Consider the following 15,933-nt stretch of genomic DNA (forward strand, 5'->3'; position numbering starts at 1 on the left):
ATGCACCTGCTGCGGACCCAGCCCGGCGGCTTCGTGCCGGACGACAGCATTGCCGATCTCGGCCAGACCCCCGCCGAACTGGTGATCCTCTGCAGCGGTGATTCGCACCTGGCGCTGCTCGCCGAAACCGCCGAGCAGTTGCCGGAGGATTTCCCCAGCCTGCGACTGGCCAACCCCATGCAGGTGCAGAATCACGCCTCGGTCGACCTGTACATCGATCAGGTGCTGCGCCATGCCAAGGTGATCCTGTTGTCCTTGCATGGTGGCGTCGGGTACTGGCGCTATGGTGTCGAGCAACTGGTCGAGCTGAGCACACGGGGCGTGCAGTTGATCCTGGTGCCCGGCGACGACCGCCCGGACCCGGAGTTGACCCAGTTGGGCACCGTGACCGGCGATCAGGCCGAGCGCCTTTGGCATTACCTGCGCCAGGGCGGCAAGGCCAATGCCGCGAATCTGTTCAATTGCTTGGCCAGCCTGTGGCTTGGGCGCGATTACGCCTGGGAGGAGCCGCAACCCTTGCCGCGTACCACGGTGTACCACCCCGCCAAGCCCAGCGCCGTGTTGCAGGACTGGTACTGCGAATGGCAGCCCGACTGGCCTGTGGCCCCCATCTTGTTCTATCGCTCGCACCTGCAGGCGGCCAACACAGCGTTCATCGATACTTTCTGCCAGCGCTTGCAGGCAGCAGGGCTCAATCCGCTGCCTATCGCCGTGGCCAGCCTCAAGGAGGCGGCCTGCCTGGACCAGGTCGAGACCTGGCTGGATGAAGTCCAGGCCGAGGTGGTGCTCAACACCACAGGTTTTGCCTTGTCCAGTCCGGAGCAACCCAACCTGCGCCCGCTGCGCAGAGACATCCCGGTGTTGCAGGCGATCTGCGCCCAGGACAACCAGCCGGCGTGGGAATCCAACGAGCAGGGCCTGGGCGCGCGGGATCTTGCCATGCACATTGTCTTGCCGGAGCTGGACGGTCGCATCATCACGCGCCCCGTCAGCTTCAAAGACCTGGCCTGGCGCAGCGAGCGCAGCCAGTCCGACGTGGTCTGCTATCGCGCTCACGCCGAACGCATGGATTTCGTCGCCGAGCTGGCGCGTCGCTGGGTGGAGCTGGCGCGGCTGCCCAACGCCCAGAAACGCGTGGCGTTGGTGCTGGCCAACTATCCGACCCGCGACGGGCGCATCGGCAACGGCGTGGGCCTGGACACACCCGGCGCAGCGCTGAACATTCTCCGGGCGCTGCAAGGGCAGGGGTACCCAGTGCAGGGCCTGCCTGACAGCGGTACCGCGTTGATCCATCAGCTGTTGGGTGGGGTGACCAATGACCTGGACCATCTGGACCAGCGCCCCTGTGCCCAAAGTCTGAGCCTTGCTGACTATCAGCAGGCTTTCGCCGCGCTGCCCGAGGCCAACCAGCGTGCGGTACTGGAGCGATGGGGGGCGCCTGAACAGGATCCTATGTTCCGCAGCGGTCGGATGATGATCGCCGGCCTGCGCTATGGCCTGACCTTCGTCGGCATCCAGCCGGCCCGGGGCTACCAGCTGGACCCCAGCGCGGTGTATCACGACCCGGACCTGGTGCCGCCTCATGGGTACCTGGCGTTCCACTTCTGGCTGCGCAACGGCTTTGCCGCCGATGCGGTGGTCCACGTGGGCAAGCACGGCAACCTCGAGTGGCTGCCGGGCAAAGGTGTCGGGCTGTCTGCGCAATGCTGGCCAGATGCGCTGCTCGGGCCGCTCCCCAACATCTACCCCTTCATCGTCAACGACCCGGGCGAGGGCGCCCAGGCCAAACGGCGCACGCAGGCGGTGATCATCGACCACCTGATGCCGCCATTGACGCGCGCCGAGACCTACGGCCCGCTGCGTCACCTGGAGCGCCTGGCCGACGAGTATTACGAAGCGCAGCTGCTCGACCCGCGCCGGGCACGCGAGCTGCAGCGCGACATTCTCGAACTGGTCAAGGCCAACCACATCGACCGGGAATTGCAGCTTGAAGGCCAGCTCGAAGACGCGGCCATCTGGTTGCCGCGCCTGGACACCTACCTGTGCGACCTCAAGGAATCGCAGATCCGCGACGGCCTGCATGTGTTCGGCCAATCTCCTGAAGGGCGCCTGCGCAGCGATACGTTGCTGGCGTTGTTGCGTGTGGAGCGCGGTGACGGCAAAGGTGCCAATGCCAGCCTGATCCGTGCGCTGGCCAAAGCCCTGGCGTTGGGCTTCGACCCGCTGGATTGCGAATTCGGCCAGCCTTGGCAGGGGCCGCGCCCAGCGGTGCTGCAGGCGCTCGATACCGCGCCATGGCGCAACCAGGGCGATACCCGCGAGCGCCTGGAACACCTTGCGCTGGACTTGATCGAGCGTGCGCTGGCAGGCCGACTGGCATTGCCTGAAGATGCCGCCTGGCAACCGGTTGCCACGGTCCTGCAGGCGCTGGTCGACACCATCGCCCCGAGCCTGGACGCCTGCGGCGCGGCCGAAACCGACGGCCTGCTGGCCGCACTGGCCGGGCGTTTCGTCCCGGCCGGGCCCAGCGGAGCGCCCAGCCGGGGGCGTCTGGACGTGCTGCCCACCGGGCGTAATTTCTATACGGTGGATGTGCGCAACCTGCCCACCACCACGGCCTGGCGCCTGGGGTTCGCCTCGGCGAACCTGATCCTTGAGCGTCACTTGCAAGACCATGGCGACCACCTGCGTCAGCTGGGGCTGTCGGTCTGGGGCACGGCGACCATGCGCACTGGTGGTGATGACATCGCCCAGGCCATGGCGCTGATGGGTGTGCGGCCGGTGTGGGCCACCGGCAGTCAGCGAGTCGACGATTTCGAGATCCTGCCGCTGAGCCTGCTCGATCGCCCGCGGGTGGACGTCACCTTGCGCGTCTCAGGCTTCTTCCGCGACGCCTTCGGCAACCTCATTCGGCTGTTCGATGCGGCGGTGCAGGCCGTGGCGGCGCTGGACGAGCCTGACGACCTCAACCCCCTGGCTGCGCGGGTGCGAGCCGAACGCGAGGCCTTGCTGGCCGATGGCGTGGACGCCGAGCAGGCGGCGCGCCAGGCCGGCTGGCGTGTCTTCGGCGCCAAGCCCGGCAGCTACGGGGCCGGGGTGCAGAATGCAATCGATGGACGTTTATGGCAGACACGCGGCGACCTGGCCGAGGTCTACCTTAACCATGGCGGCTACGCCTATGGCGGCAGCGACGAAGGCACACCGGCCCGCGCCGCGTTCGCCCGGCGTTTGGGCCAGGTCCAGGCGGTGCTGCAAAATCAGGACAATCACGAGCATGACCTGCTCGATTCCAACGACTACTACCAGTTCCAAGGTGGCATGCTGGCAGCGGCCGAGACCCTGGCCGGCACCGCCCGGGCCAGTTATCACGGCGATCACAGCCAGACCGACCGGCCACGCATCCGCACCCTCAAGGAAGAACTGAACCGGGTGATCCGCGCCCGCGCTCTGAACCCCAAGTGGATCGAGGGGGCCAAGCGCCATGGCTATAAAGGTGCCTTCGAGCTGGCGGCGACGGTCGACAACCTGTTCGCCTTCGACGCCACCACGCACCTGATCGACGATCACCACTACCAGTCGCTGGCCGATGCCTATGTGCTCGACCCTGCGACCCGAGACTTCCTGCAACAGCACAACCCCGAAGCCCTGCGCGACCTGACCGAACGCTTGCTGGAAGCCCAGCAACGCGGCCTCTGGGCGTCGCCAGGGGCCTACCGGGAAGCCCTTGAAGAGCAATTGCTCGATGGCGAGGAACAGGCTTGAAATGAGCGAACCCGTGCAATTCCCCCTGGCGGCCGTAGTCGGCGCCGACGACCTCAAGCTGGCCCTGTGCCTGACCGCCATCGACCCCAAAATCGGCGGTGTGTTGATCGAAGGCCCGCGTGGCATGGCCAAAAGCACCTTGGCGCGCGGGCTGGCGGACCTGTTGGGTACGCCTGGGCAGACACCACCCTTCGTGACCCTGCCCCTAGGCGCCACCGAGGAGCGCCTGGTCGGTACCCTCGACCTGGATGCCGCACTGGGGCAAGGCAAGGCGCAGTTTTCGCCCGGCGTACTGGCCCAAGCCCATGGGGGCGTGCTTTACGTGGATGAGGTCAACCTGCTGCCCGATCCGCTGGTGGACCTGCTGCTGGATGTGGCCGCCAGTGGCACCAACCGCATCGAGCGCGACGGTATTTCCCATCGCCACGATGCTCGATTCGTCCTGATCGGCACCATGAATCCGGAAGAGGGCGAGCTGCGCCCGCAATTGCTCGACCGTTTCGGCCTCAATGTGCTGCTCGAAGGTCTTCCGCCGCCGCAGGCGCGGCAGCAGATCATTCGTCGGCGACTGGCCTTCGACAGTGATCCGCAGGCGTTCTGCGCCCAATGGGCGCAGGCTCAGGCAGACCTGCGCGAAAGCTGCCAGGCCGCACGTCAGCGCCTGGACAGCATCCCGCTGGACGATCGCGCCTTGGCCTGGATCACAGAGGGCTGTTTCAGCGCTGGGGTCGATGGCATGCGCGCCGACCTGGTCTGGTTGCGGGCCGCCCGTGCCCATGCCGCCTGGCGCGGCGGCGATGCGATAGAGGAAGCCGATGTGCAGGCTGTGGCGGAATTCGCCCTGCGCCATCGACGCCGAGAGACGCCCCCGACCAGCGCATCCTCCACCTCACCACCGCCTCAGACCCAAGCTCATTCCGACGCCCAAGGTGGGCAGGGGGATTGGGGCGCGTTGCCCCCACAAACGGTCGCCACCGGGGCACGGCGCGAGGTGCCGAACTGGGCAAAAAAGCCCTGAGCATCCGCAAGCCCGCCGCCCAGGCGGCGGATGCCAAGCCCCAGCCGGGCACCCTGAGCGGCACGGCCCGTGGTCGCGTGCGGATCGGTGGTGCTACGCGTGTGGCGTGGCTTGCGACATTGCTCAAAGGGCGACCACGGCATCGCCATGACCTGTGTTGGCAGCAGCGCCAGGCCCAGGCGCCGGAATTATGGCTGGTGATCGTTGACGCCTCGGCTTCGACCCGGCGCCAGCAGGCGCTGGCACACGCCAAGGGGCTGCTGGTCGAGCTGTTCGATCAGGCCTATCGCCAACGCGCCCGCCTAGCCCTGCTCACCGCCAGTGGCGGCGCGCCGCGTTGGCAGCGCCATGGCCTCAAGGCATCGGCCGCCCTGCGACCCTGGTTGCAAGCGCTCGGGGCGGGGGGCGGTACGCCGTTGATCGCTGCCCTTGAAGAGGCGCAGCACTGGTTGCGGGCACGGGCCAAGCGTTACCCGCAGGAAACACAGCGTTGCTTGGTGCTGACCGATGGTCGCCTGCAACGCTGGAATGCACTGCAACCCATGCCATGCGCGACGGTGCTGGTGGACATTGAGCTGGCGGCGGTGCGCCTGGGGCGTGCGCGGCAACTGGCCGAACAACTGCAGGCCGAATATCGGCATATCCAGCAGTTCAGGGAGTTGAATTGATTAACGTTGAAAGTCGAAGTTGCGACGATATGTCGCAATGACAAAAGTTGCCGGAAGGGCAAAAAGAAAGTTGCACAAGTGCGTGGCTTGGCACGCACTTGCGAGGGCGCCGATATTATTTCGGCATCGACCAGGGTTGCAGGTCGTAACCTTTTTCGCAAAGTTCGGCGCGCACCTCCTCGATCAAGCTGGCCCATTGCGCAGGGTCGGAATAGATACGCGAGGAGACTTGCTTGCTGCCGATACGCGTGTTGGTCCGGTCGATCACTGCCAGGCTCAGCTCACCAGTACCGTTGGGTGCATCCCAGGCTACGCACTGGAAAGGTTCGAAGGCGTGGTCGGCGATCAGCAGTGCTTCGTTGACACGGAGCGGGGCGTTCATGGTTCGGTCTCTCTATGGTCCCAAACAGCGAAAAGATGTCCGCGTTGCTTCATGTTCAAGGAGGCGCAGCGCGGGGTTATTCGTACTGATGCTCCAAGTCAGGGGTGAAGTCACACGGGCGGCGAATTTTTTTTCAAGTCGGCAAAAGTATGTCTGCAACCTGTGCCGGCTGTGACGCTGGAAACTTTGAAAGATTCCCGAGCGCCCCATCGCCGAATGCAATTGGCGGACAAACGGTACTGGGCCAACTCAGGTTCATTGCTACTGTTAATTCGGACGTTGCAACTTACTGTTTCTACATGAAAAACCAACTATTGGCGTCAAGGAACAGTCATGCTCGAACCGACCACCCAACGCCGTCTGCTGATCGTCGATCCCTGCGACGATTGCCACCGTCTACTACCGGGCTTGCGCAGCGTCGGCTGGGCTGTGCATAGCTGTTCGCTGACCTCGGCGCTTGAGCATCCGTGCGATGTCGGCTTGTTGCGCTTGCAGGCCACGCATTTGCGTCATCCCGATGCCGTCAAGGACCTGATCGCCCGCAGCAATACCGAATGGATCGCCGTGCTCAGCCCCGAGCAACTGCGCATGCAGAACGTCGGTGACTTCGTTTGTGAGTGGTTCTTCGATTTCCACACCTTGCCGTTCGACGTGTCGCGTGTGCAGGTCACGCTCGGGCGCGCCTTCGGCATGGCCCGTTTGCGCGGCAAGGGCACCGTCCGGGTGGATGAACCGACCCATGAACTGTTGGGTGAAAGCCGGCCGATCCGCGAACTGCGCAAGTTACTGGGCAAGCTGGCACCGACCGAGTCGCCGGTGCTGATCCGCGGCGAAAGCGGCACCGGCAAGGAATTGGTGGCGCGTACCCTGCACCGGCAATCCCAGCGCAGCGACAAACCGTTCGTCGCCATCAACTGCGGCGCGATCCCCGAGCACTTGATCCAGTCCGAACTGTTCGGCCATGAAAAGGGCGCGTTCACCGGCGCCCATCAGCGCAAGGTGGGGCGTATCGAGGCCGCCAATGGCGGGACGTTGTTCCTCGACGAAATTGGCGACCTGCCTTTGGAGCTGCAGGCCAACCTGTTGCGCTTTCTGCAGGAAAAACACATCGAGCGGGTCGGCGGCGACCAACCGATCCCTGTGGATGTGCGCGTTCTGGCGGCTACCCACGTTGACTTGGAAAAGGCCATCGTGCAGGGGCGCTTTCGCGAGGACCTCTATTACCGGCTCAATGTCCTGCAAGTGATCACCGCGCCGCTGCGTGACCGCCACGGCGACTTGTCGATGCTGGCCAGCCATTTCGCGCATTTCTACAGCCTGGAGACCGGACGCCGGCCTCGCTCGTTCAGCGACCGCGCCCTGGCGGCCATGGGCCGGCACGACTGGCCGGGCAATGTGCGGGAGCTGGCCAACCGGGTGCGTCGCGGCTTGGTGCTGGCCGAGGGCCGACAGATCGAGGCACAGGACCTGGGGCTGCAGATGATCGAGCAGGACGAGCAGTTACTGGGCACTTTGGAAGACTACAAGCACCGGGCCGAGCGCCAGGCGCTTTCGGATGTGCTCGATCGGCACAGCGACAACCTCAGTGTCGCGGCCAAGGTGCTGGGGATTTCCAGGCCTACGTTCTACCGCTTGCTGCACAAGCATCAGATTCGCTGACGCTCAGGCGTGGGGCACCGCGGGCTGGCCCGTGCCGCCAGCGTACTGCACCTTTAAATGGCCCTGGTCGTCGAGCAGCCAGGCATCCATGACTTCGCGCACCACAGGCCCGGCCACCCGGCCACCGGCTTCGCCGTTCTCGATCATCACCGCCACCACGATACCGGGGTGCTCGGCCGGTGCGAAACCGACGAACAGGGCATTGTCCCGGTGACGTTCGAGGGTCTTGTCGCGGTTGTAGCGCTCGCCCTGACGGATCGCCACCACCTGCGCGGTGCCGCTCTTGCCCGCGATGCGGTACTGGGCCCCGGCTGCCGCAGCGCGGGCGATCCCGCGTGGGTCGTGCATGACCATCTGCATGCCGGTGTTGACTTGGTCCCAGGCGTGCTTGTCGTGCAGCACGATGTCCGGCATCGGGTGCGGGTCCACGGGCGCCTGGCCTCCTACACTCAGCGCCAGGTGCGGACGATGCCACACGCCTTTGCTGGCCAGCAGGCTGGTGGCCTGTGCCAGTTGCAGTGGGGTGACCTGCATGTAGCCCTGGCCGATCCCGAGGATCAAGGTCTCGCCAGGGAACCAGGCCTGGCGGCGGGTGGCGCGCTTCCAGGCCGGGGAGGGCATCAGGCCCGGTGCCTCCTCGAACATGTCCAGGGAGACCTTTTGGCCCAGCCCGAACTCGGCCATGTAGTCATGCAGGCGCTCGATGCCCAGCTTGTGTGCCAGGTCGTAAAAGTAGGTGTCGTTGGACCGCATGATCGCGCTGTACATGTCCACCCAGCCATCGCCGCTGCGGTTCCAGTTGCGGTACTTGTGGTCGTAGTTGGGCAGCGTGTAGTAACCCGGGTCGAAGACGCGGCTGGCGGGGGTGATCACGCCACTGTCCAGACCGGCGATGGCCACTTCCGGCTTGACCGTCGAGCCTGGCGCATACAGGCCGCGCAGCACACGGTTGAACAGTGGTCGATCGATCGAGTCGCGCAAGGCGGCGTACTGCTTGAAGCTGATGCCCTTGACGAACAGGTTGGGGTCGAACGCCGGATTGCTCACCATCGCCAGCACATCGCCCGTGGCCGGGTCCAGCGCCACCACTGCGCCACGACGCTCGCCGAGCGCTTTTTCGGCCGCTTGCTGCAGATGGGCGTCCAAGGTCAGGACCAAGTCCTTGCCCGGTATCGGGTCCTGGTGGCGCAGCACCCGCATGACCCGGCCCTGGGCGTTGGTCTCGACTTCTTCATAGCCCACGTGGCCATGGAGCTGGTCTTCGTAGAAGCGCTCAATGCCGGTCTTGCCGATTGACTGGGTGCCGCGGTACTCGGTGTTGTCGAGGGTCTTGGCTTCTTTTTCGTTGATACGCCCGACATAACCCACCGAGTGGGCGAAGTGCTCGCCCAACGGGTACTCACGGATGAACTGCGCCTCCACGTCCAGGCCCGGCAGGCGGAACTGATTGACCGCGATCAGCGCGATCTGCTCTTCGGACAGGCCGAACATCAGCGTCACCGGCTCGAACGGTTTGCGGCCCCGGCGCAGGTCCTTGTCGAATTGCTTGCGCTCGTCCTCGCCCAGGCCCAGCACCTGGGCCAGGGTATCGAGCACCTGGGCGCTGTCGCCTGCGCGCTCGCGAGTCATGGTCAGGTTGAAGCTGGGTTTGTTGTCAGCCAGCACCACGCCGTTGCGGTCGTAGATCAACCCGCGCTCCGGCGGGATGGGCAGCACGTGCACGCGGTTGTTTTCCGACACTGCGGTTTGCTGGTCGTGTTGCAGCACCTGCAACACATACAGCCGGCCCACCAGCACCACCACCAGGCTCATCACCAGCGTCGCACAGGCCAGCAGCCTGCGATTGACCAGGTGTTTTTCCTTTTCGTGGTCCTTCAAGGGAATCGGTTGGGGCATCGGAAGCTCTGGTGATCGGGAGAGGGCTGCGCGAGGGCGGGCGATGCTACGCAACGGGGGAAGGAGGCTCAAGACACCCTCTGGCAGCGAGCCGCTGCGAAACCGCTGATCTGCCCGGTGGCAGGCGCCTGCGCGAAACATGAAGATTCGTTCACATGACCAGAGGCGGCCCCTGCGAACGCGTGTGGACCCTCACAGCGGCGACTTGAGAGGTCGTTGCCCGTGCCGGTAAACCAGGGCTGTAGGGTGGGCGACAAAGTTTGCGATGGGCTGCACGGAAGCGCCTGAACGCGTTCGGACGATATACTCGGCGCTCTTCACATCGCGCTAGGAAATGCCCATGGAGCAGGTGCTGCTCATTGTCGACGTCCAGTCCACGTTCAACCCGCCGGAATGGCTCATCGATCGCATCCGACATTTGTCAGCGAAGATTCCCACTGTCGCGTCCATCGAGCTGCATGACGAGCAGGTCACGCCGTTTCACCGTCAGCTCGGCTGGCACCCGGCGGCCGAAGACGAGAACCTGATCGAGGCCGATGAAGTCTTCATCAAGCATGGCTATGGGCAAACGCCCGCAACGATCGAATACCTCAAGCGCCTGGGCGTCGACCGGGTCCTGGTCTGCGGCTTGCAGACAGAAACCTGCGTGCTGGCTGCGGGCTTCGCGCTGTTCGATGCAGGGCTGAGCCCGACGCTGATCACCGACTTGACCGTAGGCTCGACCCTGGACCGGTCTGGCCAACTGGGCATCGACCTGTGGAAGCACCACTTCGGCCAAGTGACTACCGCAGCTGAGGTCATTGCAGGTCTCTCGGCGCTGCACGAAGGTATCCACGCGCGCCCTCACTGCGTTGAAAGGATTGTTCATTTACCTTCGTGCGGACACATTCCAGACACCAAGATCCGCCTGGCCCATCGTCCGCCTGAGGATTAAAGTGAGCTTCAAGGTCCATCCATCACAAGGTGCTTCATGAAAATTGGCGAGTTGGCGAAGATCACCGGCCTGGCGCCATCGCGCATTCGTTTCTATGAGGCGAGTGGGTTGATCCACGCCGTCGAGCGCAAGGCCAACGGTTACCGTGACTACGACACTGACGCCGTCTGGGTGCTGGAGATGATCACCAGCGCCCAGGCAGCGGGTTTCACCTTGGAGCAGATCCGCCATCTGATGCCCGTCAACGCCAACGGCTGGCGCCATGATGAACTGCTCGACGGGCTCAAGCGCAAGGTCGAGGAAATCGAGGCGCTGCAACAACAGTTGGCGCGCAACAAGGCGCAACTGCTGCTGGTGATCGATGGCGTCCAGAGCAAGCCCGAAGGCATGGCCTGCGCGGACAACACACAGCGCGTACTCAACCAGTTGCGTGAGGACATGGCCGCCAACAAGTCTGACATCGAGCGCTAATCGACTTCGTCCTCCATCTGGGTATTGACCTTAAAGTTGGCTTTAAGGATATCGTCGCTGGCACCGTCCAATGAGGTGCCGCTATGAACGCCTTCACCCCCCTCGTACTGCCTAACGGCTCCACCCTCGCAAACCGGATCGCCAAGGCGGCCATGGAAGAAAACATGGCCGATGCCGACCACGCGCCATCTGCTCGATTGATGCGCCTGTACCAGGCGTGGGCGGAGGGTGGCGCAGGCCTGCTCATCAGCGGCAATGTGATGGTCGATTCCCGCGCCATGACGGGCCCCGGTGGTGTCGTTCTGGAAGATGAACTGCACCTGGAGCGGTTCCGGCAGTGGGCGCGCATCGGGCAGGCGCAGGGGGCGCAGTTCTGGCTGCAGATCAACCACCCCGGCCGCCAGATGCCGGCCAACCTTGGTCAGGCGACCTGGGCGCCTTCGGCCGTGGCGCTGGAACTGGGCACGATGTCCCGGCATTTCAGCAAGCCCCAGGCCATGACGACGCAGGTCATCGAGGACATCATCCGGCGTTTTGCCCGAAGCGCGCAGTTGGCAGAGCAGGCGGGCTTTACCGGCGTGCAGATTCACGCCGCCCATGGCTACCTGCTCAGCCAGTTCCTTTCGCCGTTGACCAACCAGCGTACCGACCAATGGGGCGGCGCCCTCGAGAACCGCGCGCGCCTGTTGCTGGAGATCGTCAAGGCTGTGCGGGCTGCGGTGTCGCCAGGCTTTGCCGTCGCGGTAAAGCTCAATTCGGCTGACTTCCAGCGCGGCGGCTTCAGTGCCGACGATGCCAAAGAGGTCGTGGGCCTGCTCAACCCACTGGGCATCGATCTTGTCGAGCTTTCCGGCGGTAGCTATGAAGCCCCAGCCATGCAAGGCCAGGCGCGGGATGGCCGCACATTGGCGCGGGAGGCCTACTTTTTGGAATTCGCCCGCGAGATTCGCGAAGTGGCGAGGATGCCGGTCATGGTGACCGGCGGTATCCGCCGGCTGCCGGTTGCAGAACAGGTGATCGACAGTGGCGTCGACATGGTCGGCATCGGCACGGCGCTGGCGATCGACCCTGCCTTGCCGCGTGATTGGCAGGCGGGGCAGCTCAGCGCCCCGCAACTGCCGGCGATCACCTGGAAGAACAAAGCGCTTGCCTCGTTGGCCAACATGGCGGTGGTCAAGTATCAGTTGAACAAGCTTGCTCGGGGCAAGGCGACTGATCCTGCGGTGGCGCCGGGTTGGGCGTTGCTCGTGCAGCAACTGGCCAATGCCCTGCGCGCTCGCCAGTACCGGCGCAGGATGGCGAGCCGGTGAGTGTGGGCAGCCGGGTCATTTAAGCGCCGGCTGCATGGCGGCGTGGGCGTCCCCGTGTTAGCCCCCGGTGACCGGCGGGAAGAACGCCACGTCGTCGCCATCGTGCAACGGCTCATCCAGGTCACAGAGCGCCTCGTTGCGCGCGCACATCAGGCCAGAATGCCCCAGCGTCGTGGTCCAGGGTTCACCGCGCTCGGCCAGCCGGTCCCGCAGATCGCGCAGGCTGGCCAGCGCGGGTGTCCAAGGCAGCGATTCGCTGTCAATGCCCAACTGCTCCCTAAAGCGTGCGAAGTACTGAAGCCGGATCACGGCAGCGCCTCCAGACGATAGGTACCGGAACGTCCGCCGGATTTCCTGAGCAGGCGCACCCAGTCGATCTGCATGCTGCGATCGACGGCCTTGCACATGTCATAAAGGGTCAGCGCCGCGACACTCGCTGCGGTCAAGGCCTCCATTTCCACGCCGGTGACGCCCTTGAGGCTGCAGGTGGCGATGATGCGCACCGAGTCCGGGTTGACCGCCTTGATCTCCACGCTGACCGCCGTCAACAGCAACGGATGGCACAGCGGGATCAGCTCGTGGGTACGCTTGGCGGCCATGATGCCGGCGATGCGCGACACCGCGAAGACATCGCCCTTGGGGTGACCTGCGGTGACGATCAGGTTGAGGGTTTCAGGCTTCATCCGCACCCAGGCTTCGGCGGTGGCCTGGCGGTGCGTTTCGGATTTGTCGGTGACATCGACCATCTGGGCGTTGCCGCGCGTGTCCAGGTGGGTCAACGAGGAAGGCGAGTCGACGGTGGGGGGCATTGGGGCTCCGGGGCATGCTGACATGCCGGCTGAGGGCAGGCTCGAGGACGCTGTCTGTCGGGTGGTCAGGCTTTCTGGCCAATGGCCGGGGGCGGGCTCGGCGTGAGCAAGTCCCGGGCCTGGGCGAAGCATTTTTCCGCCAGCGCCGAGCGTGGCTCGTTGCGGCGCAGCAGCAGGCCGACCGGTGCATGGATGTTGGCGCTGGCGATGGGGATGATGCGGATATGTTCACTCAGCTCCTCCAGCCCATCGTCGAGCGGCATGATGGCGCAGCACAGCCCGGCGCAGACGGCCTGGATCAACTGATAGGTCGAATCGCTTTCAAGCACGGGGGTTGGGTGCAGGCCGCGGCTGCGCAAGCTCAAATCCAGCGATTGGCGGTAGTGCATGCCTTGGGAGAGCAAGCCAAGCGGTAACCCGGCGAGCGTTTCCCAAGGTAATTCGGGCCCGTCGAAGCGAAAATGCCGGGTGTCGTACAGCAAGCCCATGCGGGTGGCGCCCAGCTCGATGATCTCGAAATAGCTGCTGTTGACCCGATCGAGGTAGCAGATGCCCAGGTCAAGCTGGTTACGGCTCAGGCCATCGATCACCTGTTCGGAGCTGAGCGATGACAGCTGGACGGTGAGTTCGGTGTACTGCGCGAGCAGCGGCTTGAGCAACTGCATGGCATTGAAGCTCGACAGCGGCACCATGCCGATGCGCAGGCTACCGACGATCTGTCCACGGCAATTGGCGGCTTCGCTCTGCAGGCCGTCATAGGCGGCTAACAGGGTGCGCGTCCAGGCCAGAATCCGTTCGCCCGCCTCGGTGAACCCTTCGAATCGCTGGCTACGAGTCACCAGCACCAAGCCCAGCTCGTCCTCCAGGTTGCGCAGGCGCATCGAGAGGGTCGGCTGGGTGATATGGCACAGCGCAGCGGCCTGGCCAAAGTGCCGGGTCTGATCCAGCGCAATTAGAAATTTAAGTTGTTTGATATCCATCGCTCGCCCTGCAAACACATGAGTCGTATCGGAGGTGTGTTGCATTGAACCGATCGTTTACATGTTGACGCTGGCAGTCAGTGTATTGAAATGGGTCGAAACCCTGTGGCGGCGAAAAGTAAAATGAAATAACAAGAGTGTCCAATGGGAATTTACGAACACCTGATAGATCCTGCTGATCAGCAGACGATGATAGGCGATATCGATAATGCAGTATGAATTATTGATTGGACGAACAGGGGCGGGCGCTCTAGTTTCTCACGAATGACGGCCCCTGTTTAGTTAGAGTGTTCACGATGAATTCAAAACCCACTGCGCAATTTATTCCTCTGAATGTCGCCGTGTTGACAGTCAGCGATACCCGGACGTTCGAAACCGATACATCCGGCGAGTTGCTGGCCTCGCGCGCGGTGGAAATGGGGCATCGATTGGTGGCTCGAACCTTGCTCAAGGATGACCTCTATCGGATTCGAGCCCAGGTCGCAGGCTGGATCGCTGACGATCAGGTGCAGGTGGTATTGATCACCGGCGGCACCGGCTTCACCGGGCGTGACAGTACCCCAGAGGCGGTGACTTGTCTGCTGGACAAGCACATCGAAGGCTTTGGCGAGCTGTTCAGAGCCCTGTCGATCCTGGATATCGGCACCTCGACGGTGCAGAGCCGCGCGCTGGCAGGGCTGGCCAACGGCACGCTGGTGTGTTGCCTGCCGGGCTCCACCGGGGCCTGCCGTACGGCCTGGGAGGGGATTTTGGTGGAGCAGCTGGATTCGCGGCATCGGCCGTGCAATTTCGTGCCGCACCTAAAGGTCGCCGAGCGTTGCGGCTCGCGGCAGTGAGCCCGAGCCTGCAAGGGCGGATTACCCGCAAAAGCGAATGGGCTCGCAACGAAACTTAATTAATGGCCTCTTTAACTGATGCAACGCTCTCGAGCGTGTGATTGTTTTTTATTAATACGTGATCAATAGCGTCGATCACACCCGGAAAGTTCGCGGGGATAAAGCCCTGGCGGCAGTGATAGATAAACCTGATCATGTCGTCATTACTTTTGATTTGACGGAGGGTGGCGGCAAAAATAGTCTGCTGCTGTCAAAGTTTGAAGTGTGTTTTTCAACTTCTGTACGTGAGTTGAACGTGAGCGCTTCAATTCGATCTCCCGCCGAGTATCAATCAAAGGGTAGCCCGATGAGCGAAGAAGAACATATCAGAAGTTACAACGGCCCGGCCGCCGGTTGGGGCGCGCTCAAGAGCGTGACCAAGGCCTGGCTGGGCAGCGAGAATGCCTTCAAGAACCTGCGCATGATGCTCAAGACCAACCAGAACAGCGGCTTTGACTGCCCCGGTTGTGCCTGGGGCGAATCGCCGGGAAGCGACATGGTCAAGTTCTGCGAGAACGGCGCCAAGGCGGTCAACTGGGAGGCCACCGGCCGTTCGGTGGACCCGGCCTTCTTCGCCAAGTACAGCGTCAGTGCCCTGGCCGAGCAGAGCGACTATTGGCTTGAATACCAGGGCCGACTGACCCACCCGATGCGCTACGACGCGGCCACCGACCATTACGTGGAAACCTCCTGGGACGACGCCTTCGCGCTCATCGCACAGCACCTGCAGGCGCTCGAGTCGCCCAACCAGGCCGAGTTCTATACCTCTGGGCGGGCCAGCAACGAAGCGGCGTTCCTGTACCAGCTGTTCGTGCGGGCCTTCGGTACCAACAACTTCCCGGACTGCTCGAACATGTGCCACGAAGCCAGTGGCGTGGGCATGGGCGAATCCCTCGGCGTGGGCAAGGGCACTGTGGTGTTCGATGACCTGGAGGAAGCCGACGCGATCTTCGTCATCGGCCAGAACCCCGGCACCAACCACCCGCGCATGCTCGAACCGCTGCGCGAGGCGGTCAAGCGCGGTGCCCAGGTGGTGTGCTTCAACCCGCTCAAGGAGCGTGGCCTGGAGCGCTTCCAGCATCCGCAGCACCCCTTCGAAATGCTCAGCAACGGCTCGGAGCCGACCAACACTGCGTACTTCCGCCCGGCGTTGGGCGGCGACATGGCGG

The 15,933-nt window shown here is 63.8% G+C and carries 13 protein-coding genes and 1 pseudogene; 9 read left to right on the plus strand and 5 right to left on the minus strand.

The genetic code is table 11. From position 1 onward, the window contains the following. The 3 genes from cobN to DQ397_RS10420 all read left to right on the plus strand — a co-directional run bounded on the left by cobN (position 1) and on the right by DQ397_RS10420 (position 5,448). Positions 1 to 3,762 (plus strand): cobaltochelatase subunit CobN, encoded by a 3,762-nt coding sequence (gene cobN, locus DQ397_RS10410; protein WP_148921540.1) that lies wholly within the window; start codon positions 1 to 3, stop codon positions 3,760 to 3,762. 1 nt (position 3,763) lies between these two features. After that, the gene (locus tag DQ397_RS10415; protein WP_043212391.1) at positions 3,764 to 4,780 is read left to right on the plus strand and encodes an ATP-binding protein; all 1,017 of its coding nucleotides are present in this window, start codon (positions 3,764 to 3,766) and stop codon (positions 4,778 to 4,780) included. 77 nt (positions 4,781 to 4,857) lie between these two features. After that, positions 4,858 to 5,448: a VWA domain-containing protein gene (locus DQ397_RS10420; protein ID WP_043212413.1), complete on the plus strand. Its 591-nt coding sequence runs from the start codon at positions 4,858 to 4,860 to the stop codon at positions 5,446 to 5,448. A gap of 115 nt (positions 5,449 to 5,563) precedes the next feature. Here DQ397_RS10420 and DQ397_RS10425 read toward each other — a convergent pair whose 3' ends face one another. Continuing rightward, positions 5,564 to 5,830, minus strand: coding sequence for a hypothetical protein (locus DQ397_RS10425; RefSeq protein WP_043212394.1), 267 nt, complete (start codon positions 5,828 to 5,830; stop codon positions 5,564 to 5,566). A gap of 333 nt (positions 5,831 to 6,163) precedes the next feature. Between DQ397_RS10425 and DQ397_RS10430 the strand changes: the two genes are divergently transcribed. Next, positions 6,164 to 7,489, plus strand: coding sequence for a sigma-54 dependent transcriptional regulator (locus DQ397_RS10430; protein WP_043212396.1), 1,326 nt, complete (start codon positions 6,164 to 6,166; stop codon positions 7,487 to 7,489). 3 nt (positions 7,490 to 7,492) lie between these two features. On the opposite strand, the gene mrdA is transcribed toward DQ397_RS10430, so the two are convergent. Beyond that, positions 7,493 to 9,385, minus strand: a complete 1,893-nt coding sequence (mrdA, locus tag DQ397_RS10435) for a penicillin-binding protein 2 (RefSeq protein ID WP_148921541.1) — start codon at positions 9,383 to 9,385, stop codon at positions 7,493 to 7,495. Positions 9,386 to 9,725: 340 nt separating this feature from the next. Here mrdA and DQ397_RS10440 point away from each other — a divergent pair. From DQ397_RS10440 to DQ397_RS10450, 3 genes and pseudogenes are all read left to right on the plus strand, one after another. After that, positions 9,726 to 10,199 (plus strand): annotated as a pseudogene (locus DQ397_RS10440) (cysteine hydrolase family protein); the annotation flags it as partial. A 156-nt stretch (positions 10,200 to 10,355) separates the two neighbouring features. Next, positions 10,356 to 10,790: a MerR family transcriptional regulator gene (locus tag DQ397_RS10445; protein ID WP_043212398.1), complete on the plus strand. Its 435-nt coding sequence runs from the start codon at positions 10,356 to 10,358 to the stop codon at positions 10,788 to 10,790. 83 nt (positions 10,791 to 10,873) lie between these two features. Beyond that, positions 10,874 to 12,100 (plus strand): NADH:flavin oxidoreductase/NADH oxidase family protein, encoded by a 1,227-nt coding sequence (locus DQ397_RS10450; RefSeq protein WP_043212400.1) that lies wholly within the window; start codon positions 10,874 to 10,876, stop codon positions 12,098 to 12,100. A 57-nt stretch (positions 12,101 to 12,157) separates the two neighbouring features. Here the strand turns inward: DQ397_RS10450 and DQ397_RS10455 are convergent, their stop codons facing one another. The 3 genes from DQ397_RS10455 to DQ397_RS10465 form a co-directional block, all read right to left on the minus strand. Continuing rightward, complete coding sequence (locus DQ397_RS10455; RefSeq protein ID WP_043212402.1) at positions 12,158 to 12,409, minus strand: MoaD/ThiS family protein; 252 nt, start codon at positions 12,407 to 12,409, stop codon at positions 12,158 to 12,160. Beyond that, complete coding sequence (gene moaC, locus DQ397_RS10460) at positions 12,406 to 12,909, minus strand: cyclic pyranopterin monophosphate synthase MoaC (protein ID WP_043212405.1); 504 nt, start codon at positions 12,907 to 12,909, stop codon at positions 12,406 to 12,408. Before moaC ends, DQ397_RS10455 begins: the two co-directional genes overlap by 4 nt. A gap of 65 nt (positions 12,910 to 12,974) precedes the next feature. After that, the gene (locus DQ397_RS10465) at positions 12,975 to 13,889 is read right to left on the minus strand and encodes a LysR family transcriptional regulator (RefSeq protein ID WP_043212406.1); all 915 of its coding nucleotides are present in this window, start codon (positions 13,887 to 13,889) and stop codon (positions 12,975 to 12,977) included. A 296-nt stretch (positions 13,890 to 14,185) separates the two neighbouring features. On the opposite strand from DQ397_RS10465, the gene moaB reads away from it, so the two are divergent. Then, entirely contained in the window at positions 14,186 to 14,725 is a 540-nt protein-coding gene (moaB, locus tag DQ397_RS10470; protein WP_043212408.1) for a molybdenum cofactor biosynthesis protein B, read from the plus strand. 346 nt (positions 14,726 to 15,071) lie between these two features. After that, positions 15,072 to 15,933: molybdopterin-dependent oxidoreductase (locus DQ397_RS10475; protein ID WP_148921542.1), on the plus strand; the 862-nt coding region annotated here is incomplete at its 3' end.

The sequence above is a fragment of the Pseudomonas sp. CK-NBRI-02 genome, from assembly GCF_008124495.1.
Lineage (GTDB): Bacteria > Pseudomonadota > Gammaproteobacteria > Pseudomonadales > Pseudomonadaceae > Aquipseudomonas > Aquipseudomonas guariconensis.